A 13,204-nucleotide genomic window follows, 5' to 3' on the forward strand; every position below is an offset into this window, starting at 1 on the left:
CCCAGAAATTCTGGGCAAATCCCTGACCAACGATCATGATTTATGTCTTCGGCCAGATACGTCAAGGGTGACAGCTTTGCCGGAAATTGACGGACGTTTTAGCCTTAGGCCGGATCAGACGGCGTGTCGGCCCACCGGTCGCCCACCCCGCGCAGGGTCACCAGGCGGGCGTCGTCGCCGGTCTCCCGGTCGATGTGGATCTCCAGCCGGTCTTCGGCCAGCCCCTCGACCAGGCCCTCGCCCCACTCGACCACGGTGACCGACTCCTCCAGCGAGGCGTCGAGGTCGAGGTCGTCGACCTCCAGGTCGCCGCCGAGCCGGTAGGCGTCGACGTGCACCAGGGGCGGGCCCTGCCGCAGCGACGGGTGCACCCTGGCGATCACGAAGGTGGGCGAGGTGATCGGCCCGCGCACCTTGAGCCCTTCGGCGATGCCCTGGACGAGCGTGGTCTTGCCCGCGCCGAGCGGGCCGGACAGCACGATCAGGTCGCCGGGCCGCAGGTGGGCCGCCAGGCGGGCGCCGTAGGCCCGCATGTCCTCCGCTGTCGCCAGTCGCACTACAACTCCACTCGCTTGATCAGGTCGCGCAGCGCGTCGTTGACGATCCCCGGGCGCTCCAGCTGGATCAGGTGGGAGGTGTCGGGGATCTCGGTGACCTGCGCCTTGGGCAGCGCCGCCGCGATGGCCCTGCTGTGGTCGGGCGGGGTCAGCCAGTCGCGCTCGCCGTAGACGATGGCGGTCGGGACCGGGTCGAGGACGTGCAGCGCGGACAACTTGTCGTGGTTCATCAGGGCCGGGTAGAAGGCGGCGAACACCTCGGTGGGGGTCTGCCTGATCATCGACTCGGCGAAGTCGACCACGGTCGGGCTCACGTTCGCGGAGTCGCCGAAGCCCATGTAGCGGGTGATCAGGAACGCGATGTCGCTGCCCGCGTGCCGGGTCTTGTCGATCAGCGAGCCCTTCCTGCCCAGCAGCGACACGGTGGACGGCGCGACCTTGTGCACGGCCTTGGACACCATCGCCGGCAGCCCCAGCGTCAGCTCGGCCAGTTTGCCCGCCGAGGTCGCGATGAGGGCGACCGCCCGGATCTTGTCGCCGAACAGCTCAGGGTGGCTGTCGGCGAGCGCCATGATCGTCATGCCGCCCATCGAGTGGCCGACCACCACGCACGGGCCGGGCACGAACTCCTCGATCACCTCGGCGAGGTCCTGGCCCAGCCGGTCGATCGTGCTGTCGTCGGCCGTGCCGCGCTGCGAGCGGCCGTGGGAGCGGATGTCCCACAACACCAGGCGGTGGTTCTCGCGCAGCTCCTTGCGCTGGTAGTGCCACGATTCGAGGTTGAGGCAGTAGCCGTGGCACATCACGATCGTCAGCGGCGCGTCCTCGGGGCCGTCGATCTCGACGTGGAGCGCCACCCCGTCGGAGGTGACGAGCGTGCGCTCCCTGCCGCGCAGCTCGCCGAACGGCTCGCTGGCCTCCTCGTCGGGCCGCAGCCTGATCCGGCCGACCGCGTAGCGCTTGGCCAGAGCCGCCGCCGCGACACCGGCCGACGCCGCTCCGACGATCGCGCCGGCGATTCCGACCCTGCGCCGCCGTGTTGTCGTCGTCATGTCCCCGATCCTTCTCCGCTCATGGCCGCTCCGGAGTGCCCGCCGTCACATGCTGGTGGACCCGCGGCACCCGGGAACCGATCCTGGTCACGATCTCATGCGTGATCGTGCCGAGGGTATCCGCCCATTCCTGGGCAGTCGGCTCGCCCCCGTCGCCGGGACCGAACAGGACCACCTCGTCGCCCGGCGACAAGGGGTCGTCGCCGACGTCGATCACGAACTGGTCCATGCACACCCGGCCCGCCACTTTCCGGCGGCGCCCGCCCGCCAGCACCTCGGCTCTTCCCGACGCGTGCCGGAGTATGCCGTCGGCGTAGCCGAGCGGCACGAGGCCGAGGGTGGTCTCGTGGTCGGTGACGTAGAGGTGACCGTAGGAGACGCCCGACTCCTGAGGGACGCGCTTGACGAGCGCGATCCTGGCCGTCAGGGTCATGGCCGGACGCAGCCCGAAGTCGCCCAGCTCGGGGACGGGGCTCAGCCCGTACATGGCGATGCCCGTCCTGACCAGGTCGAAGCGGGCGGCCGGCAGGGTCAGCACGGCGGCCGAGTTGGCCAGGTGCCTGATCACCGACGACCCGGCGGCGCCCGCCTGCTCGGCCTGCTTCAGCGCGCTCTCGAACGCCTCCAGCTGCTGATCGACCGACGGATGGCCGGGCAGGTCGGCGCAGGCGAAGTGGGACCACAGGCCGACGATCTCGACGACGCCCTCCGCCCGCAGCTCGAGCGCCCTGCTCAGCAGGCCCGGCCAGGCGGCCAGCGGCGCGCCGCCCCTGCTCATGCCGGTGTCGGCCTCCAGGTGCAGCTTGGCCGGACGGCCCACGCGGCGGGCGGCGGCCGCGATCTCGTCGAGCAGGCCCTCGTGGGCGGCTGACAGCTCGATGTCCTGGGCCACGGCCCGGTCGAGGGGCTCGCCGGGGGTGATCAGCCAGGCCAGGACGGGCGCGGTGACGCCGCCCTCGCGCAGCGCCAGCGCCTCGGCGACGAAGGCCGTGCCCAGCCTGGACGCGCCGCCCTCGAGGACGGCCCTGGCCGAGGGGACCAGCCCGTGGCCGTAGGCGTCGGCCTTGACGGCCCCCATCAACTCGGCGCCGCCCGCCCGCTCCTTGAGCAGGGCCACGTTGTGCCGGATGGCGGACAGGTCGACCCGCGCCTCGGCGGGGGTGGCCATCGAGGAGTACATCTCTCCAGTGTGGCAGCTCAGACGGGTGGTCGAGCGCGGTTCGCACCGCTCAGGGACGAGGTTCGCCGTGGACGGACCGGATGGCCTCAGGGACGGCCGCCGCCACCCCGGCCGCGGTGAGCGGGGCGCCGCGGGCGGCCAGCCGGCCGGCCAGCCCGTGCACGTACGCGCCGGCCGAGCCCGCGTCGTAACAGCACAGCCCCTGGGCCAGCAGCGCGCCCGCCACGCCCGACAACACGTCGCCGGTGCCCCCGGTGGCCAGCCACGACGTGCCGGTCTCGTTGACGCGGACCGGCCTGGCCTCCTCGGCCACCACCGTGGTCGAGCCCTTGAGCAGCACGGTCACGCCCAGCTCGGCCGCGGCGCGGCGGGCGTGCTCCAGCCGGGCGGCCTCGATGTCGTCGCGGCTCACGCCGATCAGCCGCGACAGCTCGCCCGCGTGCGGCGTGATCAGCACGGGCGCCCGCCTGCGCAGCAACGACCGGTCGCGGGCCACCAGCGTGAGCCCGTCGGCGTCGATCAGCACCGGGACGTCCGAGGCCAGCACGCGGGCGGCCAGCTCGTGCGCCCAGTCGCCGGTGCCGAGCCCCGGCCCGAGCAGCCACGCCTGGACGCGGCCCACGTCCTCGACGGACGGCCGGTCGAGCGGCGTGATCACCGCTTCCGGCCAGTGGGCGCGCACCTGCTGGACCGGCTCGTGGGTGCCCGCGTAGCGGACCAGGCCCGCGCCCGCCCGCAGCGCTCCGCCCACGGCCAGCACGGCCGCGCCGGTGTACTGGTCGCTGCCCGCGGCCACCCCGAGCACGCCCCTGCGGTATTTGTCGGACTCGTTGCCGGGCCTGGGCAGCAGGTCCTCCACGTCCGCCCGGGTCAGCGCCGCGACGTCGGGGTCGGGCAGGAAGGGGCCGAGCCCGATGTCCACCAGCTCGACCCGGCCCGTGTGCGCGGCGCCCGGATCGACCAGCAGCCCCGTCTTGTACGCCCCCATCGTCACCGTCACCCGCGCCCGCACCGCCGCGCCCGCGACCCGCCCGGTGCTCGCCTCGACGCCGCTCGGCACGTCGACCGCGACGATCGTGCCGTGGGCCGCGTTCGCCTCCTCGGCCAGCCGGGCGTACGGCTCGCGCAGCGCCCCCGTGGCCCCGATGCCGACCAGCCCGTCCACGATCAGGTCGGCGTCGTGGACGTCCTGGACGGCTGAGGGGCCGGCCACGCGGCCTCCCGCGTCGAGGAAGGCGCGCAGGCCGGCCTCGTGCGTCCTGGCGCCGGCCAGGACCGCCTCGACCCTGGCTCCCCGGCGGGCCAGGCGCTCGCCGGCGTAGAGGGCGTCGCCGCCGTTGTCGCCGCTGCCGACCAGCAGCACGACGCGGGCGCCGTAGACCCGGCCCAGCAGGCCGGCGCAGACGGCGGCGAGGCCGTGGGCGGCCCGCTGCATGAGGGCGCCCGCGGGCAGGCGCGCCATCAGCGTGCGCTCGGCGTCCCGGATCTGGTCGGCGGTGTAGGCGGTCTTCATGGCCTCACTCCGTTCGGCTGCTCGGTCGCCATATGCCGCCTTCCCCCGCTCCGGTCGCTCCGCTCCAGCTGCCGCTCCACGCGACGGCGCCGCCGCGCGCGCATGATCCGAAACTATCCCTCCGCGATCACGTAGGCCACGGCGACGCCCCCGTCATGGCTGAGCGACAGGTGCCAGCGCTTGACCCCGAGGCCGTAGGCCACCTCGGCGACCTTGCCCGACACGTGCAGCTCGGGCTTGCCCAGCTCGTCGCAGCGCACCTCGGCCTCCAGGTGCCCGAGCCCCCTGGGCGCGCCGAGCGCCTTGGCCACGGCCTCCTTGGCGGCGAACCTGGCGGCCAGCGAGTGCGCCGGCAGCGGCCGTTCGAGGTCGGTGAACAGCCGCTCGCGCAGCTGCGGTGTACGTTCGAGAGCCGCCTCGAAGCGGGCGATGTCGACGATGTCCACTCCGATACCCAGGATCATCGTCCCAGGCTACTCAGAACAGGCCGCGCTCCCACGGCCCCCAGATGGCGAACGACCGCCCCTGGACGGCCTGGACGTTGACATAGAGCGTCCGGCCGCCCGGCCCGAACGTCGAGCCGGCGAACTCGGCGCCCGGATCGCCGGGGATCGGCTGGAGGCGGCAGAAGTCGAAGATCTCGCCCGTCCTGGTGAGGCCGCGCAGGAAGTTGTCGCCGTCGCCGTCCTCGCAGAGCACCAGCGTGCCGCGCCGGCTGACGGTCACGTTGTCGGGCAGGTCGAGCGCCGACGAGCGCGGCGACTCGTAGACCAGCCGCAGCCGCCCGCTCCACGTCTCGTACGCCCACACCTGGCCCCGCCCGTCGCCGAACCCGGGAGGCGGCCGGTCGCCCGGCGCGGTGGCCCCGCCCTGGGTGGAGACGAAGTACACCACGCCCTGGTGGAAGACCGCGCCCTCCAGCCTGGCGAAGATCGCCGCGCCGCCCGCGCGCCCCTGCCGGCCCACCGCCTGGACGGCCTCCTCGTAGGGCGGCCTGCCGGTGAAGCGGGGGTCGGGCTCGTCGATGTGCACCCAGCGCGTGGCGTAGGAGGCTCCCGCCCGCTGCCCACGCGACAGGTCGGCGCGGTCGGCGCCGACGACGGCGAGCATCTGCAGCCGGCCGCCGTCGAGCAGCCGCCCCTCCCGCATCGGGTGCTTGGGCGGCAGGTAGCGGTAGAAGCCGGAGGGGAAGGAGAAGTTGTCCTCGGTGAGGTAGACGGCTCCGGTGGCGGGGTCGAAGGCGGCCGACTCGTGCGGGAAGCGGCCGGCCGACCTGATCGGCCGCGCGCTCGCGACCCCGTCGACCGGCACCTCGAACAGGTAGCCGTGCCTGCGCTTGAGCTTGCTGTTGTCGCTTCCGGACGGGTCGTCGCCCACGTCGGGGCCGTTGACCGTCTCCTCGCAGCTCACCCAGGCCCGCCACGGCATGGGGCCGCCGGAGCAGTTGGTCATGGTGCCGTTGAGCGAGGGACCGCTGCTGATCACCTCGCCGTGGCGGGTGACGTGCAGGGTCGAGGTGCCGCCGCCGGCGGCCGGGTCGTAGGCGGTGTCCTTGTCGCCGAACGCGCCGACCGGGCCGGTGACCTCGTGGTTGCGGACGAGGATCGTGCTGCCCTCGGGGCCGCTGAAGGCCGCCATGCCGTCGTGCCTGCCCGGGACGGTGGAGCCGTCGGTGAACCGCTCGCCCGCGGCGCTGAACGAGCGGTACCGGAAACCGTCGGGGAGGTGCAGGCGCACCTTGCCGTCGCGCAGGTCGGCGACCGGTCGCAGCGGCCCATAGCCGACGGCGGGCCGCACGCCGCCCCTGGCCCCGGCGCAGGCGACCCCGGCGAAGGGCCCGGCCACGGCCAGGGCGTTGGCGAGGAAGCGACGGCGATCCACAAGACCTCCCGGGAGGCTATGTCCGGAACAGTAGCCGCCCGCCGGTTCCGGCACGCCCGGATCGTCGGGACCGGTCTTTCTTCCCGGAATCATGCTTTGGTAATCCCATGTTTTTGTCCACAGGCTGTGGACGACCCCGCGCCGTACCCGCCCATGATCGCATTTGTCCCCCATCGCTACGCTGCCTAGGTGAACAACGGCTACGTGGAACTGAGCAGGGAGCAGTGGAGCGAGCTCCGCAAGAACACGCCCTTGACTCTCACCGCAGACGAGCTGGAAGACCTGCGCGGCGTCGATGACCCCATCGACCTCACCGAGGTCACCGACATCTATCTCCCCCTGACCCGGCTGCTCAACCTGCACTTCACCGGGTCCAGGCAGCGCAGCAGCGTGCTGAGCGCCTTCCTCGGCGACGCGGGGGCGCGCGTGCCGTACATCCTGGGCATCGCCGGGAGCGTCGCGGTCGGTAAGTCGACCACGGCACGGCTGCTGCACACCCTGCTGGCCCGCTGGCCCGAGCACCCGCACGTGGAGCTGATCACCACCGACAGCTTCCTCTACCCCAACGCGGTGCTGGAGGCCAAGGGCATCATGCAGCGCAAGGGCTTCCCGGAGAGCTACGACCGGCGCGCGCTGGTCAGGTTCGTGGCGGAGGTCAAGGCGGGCGCGCCCGAGGTGTACGCGCCGGTCTACAGCCATCTGGAGTACGACATCGTCCCCGGCGCCCGCCAGGTCGTGAAAAATCCAGACATCTTGATCATCGAGGGGCTGAACGTGCTCCAGCCGGCCCCGCCCACGTCCCTGGCCGTCAACGACTACTTCGACTTCTCCATCTACGTGGACGCCAAGGTCGAGGACATCCGCACCTGGTACGTCGAACGGTTCCACAAGCTGCGCCGCACGGCCTTCGAGGACCCGAAGTCCTACTTCAAGTACATCGCCGAGCTCACCTACGAGCAGGCCACGGACTTCGCGGTCAACGTCTGGCGCGACATCAACGAGCGCAACCTGGTCGAGAACATCGCCCCCACCAGGGGACGCGCCGACCTCGTCCTGCAGAAGGGCGCCGACCACGCGGTCAGGCGGGTACGGCTTCGCCGGACCTGAACACCTCGTCGAAGACGTAGGCGGCGAACCGGCCCGCGCACTCCTGGTCGTCGATGTCGGCGAACCAGCAGTCCTCACCGTGATCGTGGCATCTGAAGCGAGTCATGTGAGGCAGCCTCGCGTACGGCGGTCAACACGACGTCAATGTCCGATGGACGACAATGGCGGAGTGCTGCATCTGCGACTGATCACCCCCGCCGACCGCACCGACGAGGCCGTCGCACTGTTGCAGGGGTGCACGGGCGTCACCAACGTCATCGTGCTGCCCGGGGCGGCCCGCGAGCCGGCGGGCGACGTCGTCCTCTGCGACGCCGCCCGCGAGGCGGCCAACGAGGTGATCAGCAGGCTCAAGTGGGTGGAGGACGTCGGCTCGATCGCCATCGAACAGGTGGACCTGTCGTTGTCCAGGGCCGCCACGGCGGCGGTCGAGGAGGCGCCCGGCGACCCCGACGACGCGGTGGTGTGGGAGGAGCTGGCCCACAAGGTCTCCAGCGAGTCCCGCATCACCTGGGCCTACCTGGCCTTCCTGGCCATCGCGACGCAGCTCGCGGGCATCGGCGTGCTGCAGAACTCGCCCATCCTGATCGTCGGCGCGATGGTGCTCGGCCCGGAGTTCGGCGCGATCGCCGCGATCTGCTTCGGCCTGCTGGGCCGGCGCGGACGCCTGATCACCACCGCTCTGCGGACGCTGGTCATCGGCTTCACCGTCGCCATCGCCATCACCTTCGCCTGCGCGCTGGTCTCCAACTGGCTGGGCTGGATCGACCTCGGCAACCTGAAGGTGAACGCGGAGGTGCAGTTCATCGTCAAGCCGGACAAGTGGTCGTTCATCGTGGCGCTGCTGGCGGGGGCGGCGGGCGTCCTGTCGGTGACGGCGGGCAAGTCCTCGGCCCTGATCGGCGTGTTCATCTCGGTCACCACCGTCCCGGCGGCCGGCTACCTCGCCGTCGCGCTGGGGCTCGGCGACTGGGCGGAGGTCGCGGGGTCGGTCTCGCAGCTCGCGGTGAACATCCTCGGCATGGTCATCTCGGGCACCGCCACGCTGTTGGTCCAGCGGAAATTCTGGCCTCAAGTAGGACAGCGTTCATCCGTGTGAACGAGGCCAGGCCCACCCCGCGACGGGTAGGGTCCGCCACATGCACATCCTCGCCACCGAGGGGCTGACCAAACGTTTCCCCACCGTCACCGCGGTCGACGGGCTCACGGTGACCGTGGGATCCGGCGTCACCGGGCTGGTGGGGGCGAACGGCGCGGGCAAGTCGACACTGATCAAGATGCTGCTCGGCCTGCTGCCGCCCAGCCAGGGCGCCGCGCGGGTGCTCGACCTCGACGTCACCGCGCAGGGCGCCGAGATCCGCCGGCTCGTCGGCTACATGCCCGAGCACGAATGCCTCCCTCCCGACGTCTCCGCGACCGAGCTGGTCGTCCACCTCGCCAGGATCTCCGGGCTGCCGCGCACGGCCGCCCGCGAACGCGCCGCCGACGTGCTGCGCCACGTGGGCCTGGCCGAAGAGCGCTACCGCCCGATCGGCGGCTACTCCACCGGCATGAAGCAGCGGGTCAAGCTGGCCCAGGCTCTCGTGCACGACCCCAAGCTCGTCTTCCTCGACGAGCCCACCAACGGGCTCGACCCGCGCGGCCGCGACGAGATGCTGACGCTGATCAGGCGCATCGGCACCGAGTTCGGCATCAGCGTGCTGGTCACCTCCCACCTGCTGGGCGAGCTGGAACGCGTCTGCGACCACGTGATCGTCATCGACGGCGGCCGGCTGCTGCGCTCGTCGGCGATCTCGGAGTTCACCCAGGCCACCCAGACGATCACGGTCGAGGTCGAGGACGGCCTGGAGCCCCTGGCCCGGCGCCTGACCGAGACCGGCCAGACCGTCTCCCAGCAGGGCCGCCTGCTGGTGGTCAAGGTGCTCGGGCCCGAGACCTACGACGCCGTCCGCGACGCCGCCGTCGACCTCGACCTGTGCCTGATCCGCCTCGAACAGGGACGCCACCGCATCGAGGACGTCTTCAGGGAGGAGGCGGCCAATGTCTGAGATCTACGACATCGGCTACCGGCACTACGACGGCCCCCGCATGGGCGGCGCGTACGCCACCCGCGCGCTCACCGTCCACAGCCTGCGCGGCATCTTCGGCCTCGGCCGTCCGGCGCGCAGCAAGATCGTGCCGTTCGCGCTGGTCGTCATCATGCTGCTGCCGATGGTGGTGTCGATCGCGCTCATGGCGCTGGCCAAGCAGCGCGGCATCCCCTACAGCGGGTTCGCGGTGCTCATGCAGGCCGTGGTGGCCATCTTCCTGGCCTCCCAGGCCCCCACGGTCGTCGCCCCCGACCTGCGCCACCGCGTGCTGCCCCTGTACCTGTCGCGGCCGATCTCGGTCTTCCAGTACGTGGCGGCCAAGGTGATCGCGATGACCGCCGCGTTGTTCCTGCTGGTCGCCGGGCCGCTGACGCTGCTGTGGATCGGCGAGCTGGTCGTGGACATGCCGGGGCCGCCCGCCACCGGCGAGTACGTCGGCGCGCTGCTCATGGCGCTGGTGCTGGCGCTGCTGCTGTCGGCGTTCGGCCTGGCCCTCGCCTCGTTCACGCCGCGGCGCGGGCTCGGGGTGGCCTCGGTGATGACGGTCTACCTGCTGTCCTCGGCGTCGGTGCCGCTGCTCTACGGCACGATGCTCAGCACCGGGAACGAGTCGTCGGCTCCCTGGGCCTGGTTGATGAACCCGTTCTGGCTGGTCGACTCCGTGCAGTCGTGGCTGTTCGGCACTCCGTCCCACGCCGACGGCCCGTACCCGAACGGTCCCGCCTCGGCGGCGATCCTGGTGGTGCTGATCGGCGTCGGCCTGGCCGCTCTCGCGCTGCGCTACAGGAAGGCGGCCTCGCGATGAAGATCGAGCTCTCCCAGGTGTCCCGCTGGTACGGCAACGTGGTGGCGGTCAACGACGTGACCATGACGATCGGCCCCGGCGTCACCGGCCTGCTCGGCCCCAACGGCGCGGGCAAGTCGACGTTGCTGCACATGATGGCCGGGTTCCTGGCGCCGTCCGGCGGCTCGGTCACACTGGACGGCACCCAGGTCTGGAAAAACCACCACATCTATCGAAATATCGGTCTGGTCCCGGAACGCGAGGGTGTGTACGGCTTCCTCACCGGCTGGCAGTTCGTCCTGTCCGCCGCCCGCCTGCACGGCCTCCCCAACCCCGTCGAGGCCGCCCGCAAGGCCCTGGCCACGGTCGAGATGGAGGAGCCGAAGGACCGCCGGGTGGAGACGTACTCCAAGGGCATGCGCCAGCGGGTCAAGGTGGCCGCCGCCCTCGTCCACGACCCGGCCGTGCTGCTGCTCGACGAGCCGTTCAACGGCATGGACCCGCGCCAGCGCCTCCACCTGATGGACCTCATCCGCGCCATGGGCACCGCGGGCAAGACGATCCTGTTCAGCTCGCACATCCTGGAGGAGGTCGAGCGGGTCGCCCAGCACATCGAGGTCCTGGTGTCCGGCCGGCACGCGGCCTCGGGCAACTTCCGCGAAATCAGGCGCCTGATGACCGACAGGCCCCACCTGTTCGTCATCCGTTCCAGCGACGACAGGAAGCTCGCCGCGGCCCTGATCCGCGACGAGTCGGCCGGCGGCATCACGCTGCGCCCCGACGGCCTGGAGGTCCAGGCGACGGAGTTGCGGCGCTTCGCCCGGCTGCTCCCGCGCGTCGCCCGCGACGAGGGTGTGCGCCTGCACCAGGTCTCCCCCGCCGACGAGGACCTGGAGAGCGTCTTCGCCTACCTGATCAACAGGAGCACCTGAATGAACACCGTGGTCGCGGGCATCACGTACCGCTCACTGCTCGGGCGTCGCCGCATCATCCTGCTCCTGCTGCTCCCGCTGGCGCTGATCGCCCTGGCCGTGCTGCTGCGCGTGGCGACCGGCGCCGACCAGAAACTGGCCGTGGACCTGATGCAGAAGTTCGCCGTCCAGGCCATGCTGCCCCTGCTGGGGGTCATCGCGGGCACGGGCGTCATCGCGCCGGAGATCGACGACGGCACCGTCATCCACCTGATGTCCAAGCCCATCTCCAGGCCCGTGATCGCCCTGACCAAGTTCGGGGTGGCGGCCTCGCTCATGGCCGTGTTCGGGGCCCTGCCGACGTACGTGGCGGCCTGGATCCTGGTGGGCGGCGAGGACGGCATCGCGGCCGGCTTCGCCCTCGGCGCCCTGGTCGCCGGCATCGCCTACGCCGCGCTCTTCCTGGTCCTCGGGGTCGTGACCAAGCACGCGGTCACGATCGGCGTCATCTACGCCCTCGTCTGGGAGGTCACCGTGGTCAACCTCATCCCGGCGGCGGGCAGGTACTCGATCCAGGCGTGGGCCGCGTCCATCGCCGACCAGATCTCCGACTCGCCGTTCCTGGAGTCGAAGGTCGCGATCGGCTTCGCCGTGCCGGCGCTGGTCGTCGTGACCGTGGGCGCGGTCTTCTGGGCCGGCCGCAGGCTGCGCGTGTTCGCCCTCACCGGCGACGAGTAACGGCCCGGCGGGTACGGCACGAGGCCGTACCCGCCCAGGCGCGTCAGGAGGCGCAGGCCGTACGGACCACGTCGGCCAGGCGGCCGGCCACCTGGTTGGCGTGCTCCTCGGAGGCGGCCTCCACCATCACCCGGATCATGGGCTCGGTGCCGCTCGGCCGGATCAGCACCCGGCCGGTCTCCCCCAGCTCCGCCTCGGCCTCGGCCACGGCGGCGATGAGCTCGGGCACCGACGCCTTGCCCTTGTCGACGTCCTTGACGTTGATCAGGATCTGCGGCAGCGGGGTCATCACCGAGGCCAGCTCCTTCAGCGGGACGCCCGACTTGGCCACCACGCCCAGCAGGTGCAGCGAGGTGAGCAGGCCGTCGCCAGTGGTGGCGTGGTCGAGCATGATGACGTGGCCGGACTGCTCGCCGCCCAGGTTGAACCCGTCGGACTTCATGCGTTCGAGGACGTAACGGTCGCCGACTGCGGTCTCGATCACGGTGATGCCGGCCTCGCGCATCGCCAGCTTGAAGCCCAGGTTGGACATGACGGTCGCGACCACGGTGTCCTTGGACAGCAGGCCGTCGCCGTGCATGGCGGCGGCGAGCACCGCCATGATCTGGTCGCCGTCGACGACCGTGCCGGTGTGGTCGACCGCCAGGCAGCGGTCGGCGTCGCCGTCGTAGGCCACGCCGAGATCGGCGCCCCTGGACACGACCACCTGCTGGAGCTTGTCCAGGTGGGTGGAGCCGTGCCCGGCGTTGATGTTGAGCCCGTCGGGTCTGGCGCCGATGGCCTCGACCCGGGCGCCCGCCCGCACCAGCGCCTCGGGCGCGACCATGTGGGCGGCGCCGTGCGCGCAGTCGACCACGACGTGCAGGCCATCGAGCGCAGCTGTCATTGTGGTCAGGACGTGCGAGATGTAGCGGTCGGCCTCGCCGTACGCGTCGCGCACGCGGCCGACCCCCGAACCGACGGGGAAGGACCAGCTCTCACCGAGCCGGCGCTCGATCTCGTCCTCGACCGCGTCGGACAGCTTGAAGCCGCCCCTGGCCAGGAACTTGATGCCGTTGTCCGGCGCCGCGTTGTGCGAGGCGGACAGCATGACGCCGAGGTCGGCGCCGAGCGCGGCGGTGAGATGGGCGACGGCCGGGGTGGGCAGCACGCCGAGGCGCAGCACATCCACTCCGGACGCCGCGAGGCCGGCGACCACTGCGGCCTCCAGGAACTCCCCGGAGGCTCGCGGGTCCCGGCCCACGACGGCCACGGGACGACGTCCCGTGGCCGCGAACGCGCCCGCATCACCGAGTACATGGGCGGCCGCCACGGACAGGTCCATGGCGAGCTCGGCCGTGAGGTCGCGACCAGCGACCCCACGGACCCCGTCGGTGCCGAAAAGGCGCGCCAAT

At 71.6% G+C, this 13,204-nt stretch carries 14 protein-coding genes; 6 read left to right on the top strand and 8 right to left on the bottom strand.

All coding sequences use genetic code 11. The features are described 5' to 3' along the window. Positions 1–104 precede the first annotated feature (104 nt). The 6 genes from tsaE to AB0J76_RS11405 form a co-directional block, all read right to left on the bottom strand. Positions 105–557, bottom strand: a complete 453-nt coding sequence (gene tsaE, locus AB0J76_RS11380; protein WP_352318666.1) for a tRNA (adenosine(37)-N6)-threonylcarbamoyltransferase complex ATPase subunit type 1 TsaE — start codon at positions 555–557, stop codon at positions 105–107. After that, the gene (locus AB0J76_RS11385; RefSeq protein WP_352318664.1) at positions 557–1,609 is read right to left on the bottom strand and encodes an alpha/beta hydrolase; all 1,053 of its coding nucleotides are present in this window, start codon (positions 1,607–1,609) and stop codon (positions 557–559) included. Before AB0J76_RS11385 ends, tsaE begins: the two co-directional genes overlap by 1 nt. 19 nt (positions 1,610–1,628) lie before the next feature. Continuing rightward, the gene (alr, locus tag AB0J76_RS11390; protein ID WP_352318787.1) at positions 1,629–2,777 is read right to left on the bottom strand and encodes an alanine racemase; all 1,149 of its coding nucleotides are present in this window, start codon (positions 2,775–2,777) and stop codon (positions 1,629–1,631) included. A gap of 61 nt (positions 2,778–2,838) precedes the next feature. Next, on the bottom strand, positions 2,839–4,302 hold the full coding sequence (locus tag AB0J76_RS11395; protein ID WP_352318662.1) for an NAD(P)H-hydrate dehydratase: 1,464 nt from the start codon (positions 4,300–4,302) through the stop codon (positions 2,839–2,841). 113 nt (positions 4,303–4,415) lie between these two features. Then, positions 4,416–4,766, bottom strand: a complete 351-nt coding sequence (locus AB0J76_RS11400; protein WP_352318661.1) for a holo-ACP synthase — start codon at positions 4,764–4,766, stop codon at positions 4,416–4,418. 13 nt (positions 4,767–4,779) lie between these two features. Next, the gene (locus tag AB0J76_RS11405) at positions 4,780–6,183 is read right to left on the bottom strand and encodes an alkaline phosphatase PhoX (RefSeq protein ID WP_352318659.1); all 1,404 of its coding nucleotides are present in this window, start codon (positions 6,181–6,183) and stop codon (positions 4,780–4,782) included. Between the two features lie 204 nt (positions 6,184–6,387). On the opposite strand from AB0J76_RS11405, the gene coaA reads away from it, so the two are divergent. After that, the gene (gene coaA / locus AB0J76_RS11410) at positions 6,388–7,290 is read left to right on the top strand and encodes a type I pantothenate kinase (RefSeq protein WP_352318785.1); all 903 of its coding nucleotides are present in this window, start codon (positions 6,388–6,390) and stop codon (positions 7,288–7,290) included. On the opposite strand, the gene AB0J76_RS11415 is transcribed toward coaA, so the two are convergent. Beyond that, the gene (locus AB0J76_RS11415; RefSeq protein ID WP_352318657.1) at positions 7,262–7,396 is read right to left on the bottom strand and encodes a hypothetical protein; all 135 of its coding nucleotides are present in this window, start codon (positions 7,394–7,396) and stop codon (positions 7,262–7,264) included. The two genes, coaA and AB0J76_RS11415, sit on opposite strands and share 29 nt — an antisense overlap. Before the next feature lie 63 nt (positions 7,397–7,459). Between AB0J76_RS11415 and AB0J76_RS11420 the strand changes: the two genes are divergently transcribed. Genes AB0J76_RS11420 through AB0J76_RS11440 form a run of 5 tightly spaced genes read left to right on the top strand, consistent with a single transcriptional unit; the run spans position 7,460 to position 11,810 of the window. Next, entirely contained in the window at positions 7,460–8,386 is a 927-nt protein-coding gene (locus AB0J76_RS11420) for a DUF389 domain-containing protein (protein ID WP_352318656.1), read from the top strand. Between the two features lie 40 nt (positions 8,387–8,426). Beyond that, positions 8,427–9,335: an ABC transporter ATP-binding protein gene (locus AB0J76_RS11425; protein WP_352318655.1), complete on the top strand. Its 909-nt coding sequence runs from the start codon at positions 8,427–8,429 to the stop codon at positions 9,333–9,335. Further along, positions 9,328–10,182 (top strand): ABC transporter permease, encoded by an 855-nt coding sequence (locus AB0J76_RS11430; protein ID WP_352318653.1) that lies wholly within the window; start codon positions 9,328–9,330, stop codon positions 10,180–10,182. The genes AB0J76_RS11425 and AB0J76_RS11430 overlap by 8 nt, the downstream gene beginning before the upstream one ends. Next, positions 10,179–11,093: an ABC transporter ATP-binding protein gene (locus tag AB0J76_RS11435; protein WP_352318652.1), complete on the top strand. Its 915-nt coding sequence runs from the start codon at positions 10,179–10,181 to the stop codon at positions 11,091–11,093. Before AB0J76_RS11430 ends, AB0J76_RS11435 begins: the two co-directional genes overlap by 4 nt. After that, positions 11,094–11,810, top strand: a complete 717-nt coding sequence (locus tag AB0J76_RS11440; RefSeq protein WP_352318650.1) for an ABC transporter permease subunit — start codon at positions 11,094–11,096, stop codon at positions 11,808–11,810. Positions 11,811–11,853: 43 nt separating this feature from the next. Here AB0J76_RS11440 and glmM read toward each other — a convergent pair whose 3' ends face one another. Further along, entirely contained in the window at positions 11,854–13,203 is a 1,350-nt protein-coding gene (glmM, locus tag AB0J76_RS11445) for a phosphoglucosamine mutase (protein WP_364389329.1), read from the bottom strand. Position 13,204 lies beyond the last annotated feature (1 nt).

This window comes from Nonomuraea sp. NPDC049624 (assembly GCF_040675255.1).
Lineage (GTDB): Bacteria > Actinomycetota > Actinomycetes > Streptosporangiales > Streptosporangiaceae > Nonomuraea.

Bases quoted from the DNA above. Each gene is read 5' to 3' on its own strand.
- AB0J76_RS11385 (WP_352318664.1), bottom strand. From the start codon at position 1,609: ATGACGACGACAACACGGCGGCGCAGGGTCGGAATCGCCGGCGCGATC.
- alr (WP_352318787.1), bottom strand. From the start codon at position 2,777: ATGGCCACCCCCGCCGAGGCGCGGGTCGACCTGTCCGCCATCCGGCAC.
- AB0J76_RS11395 (WP_352318662.1), bottom strand. From the start codon at position 4,302: ATGAAGACCGCCTACACCGCCGACCAGATCCGGGACGCCGAGCGCACG.
- AB0J76_RS11400 (WP_352318661.1), bottom strand. From the start codon at position 4,766: ATGATCCTGGGTATCGGAGTGGACATCGTCGACATCGCCCGCTTCGAG.
- AB0J76_RS11415 (WP_352318657.1), bottom strand. From the start codon at position 7,396: ATGACTCGCTTCAGATGCCACGATCACGGTGAGGACTGCTGGTTCGCC.
- AB0J76_RS11425 (WP_352318655.1), top strand. From the start codon at position 8,427: ATGCACATCCTCGCCACCGAGGGGCTGACCAAACGTTTCCCCACCGTC.
- AB0J76_RS11430 (WP_352318653.1), top strand. From the start codon at position 9,328: ATGTCTGAGATCTACGACATCGGCTACCGGCACTACGACGGCCCCCGC.
- AB0J76_RS11435 (WP_352318652.1), top strand. From the start codon at position 10,179: ATGAAGATCGAGCTCTCCCAGGTGTCCCGCTGGTACGGCAACGTGGTG.
- AB0J76_RS11440 (WP_352318650.1), top strand. From the start codon at position 11,094: ATGAACACCGTGGTCGCGGGCATCACGTACCGCTCACTGCTCGGGCGT.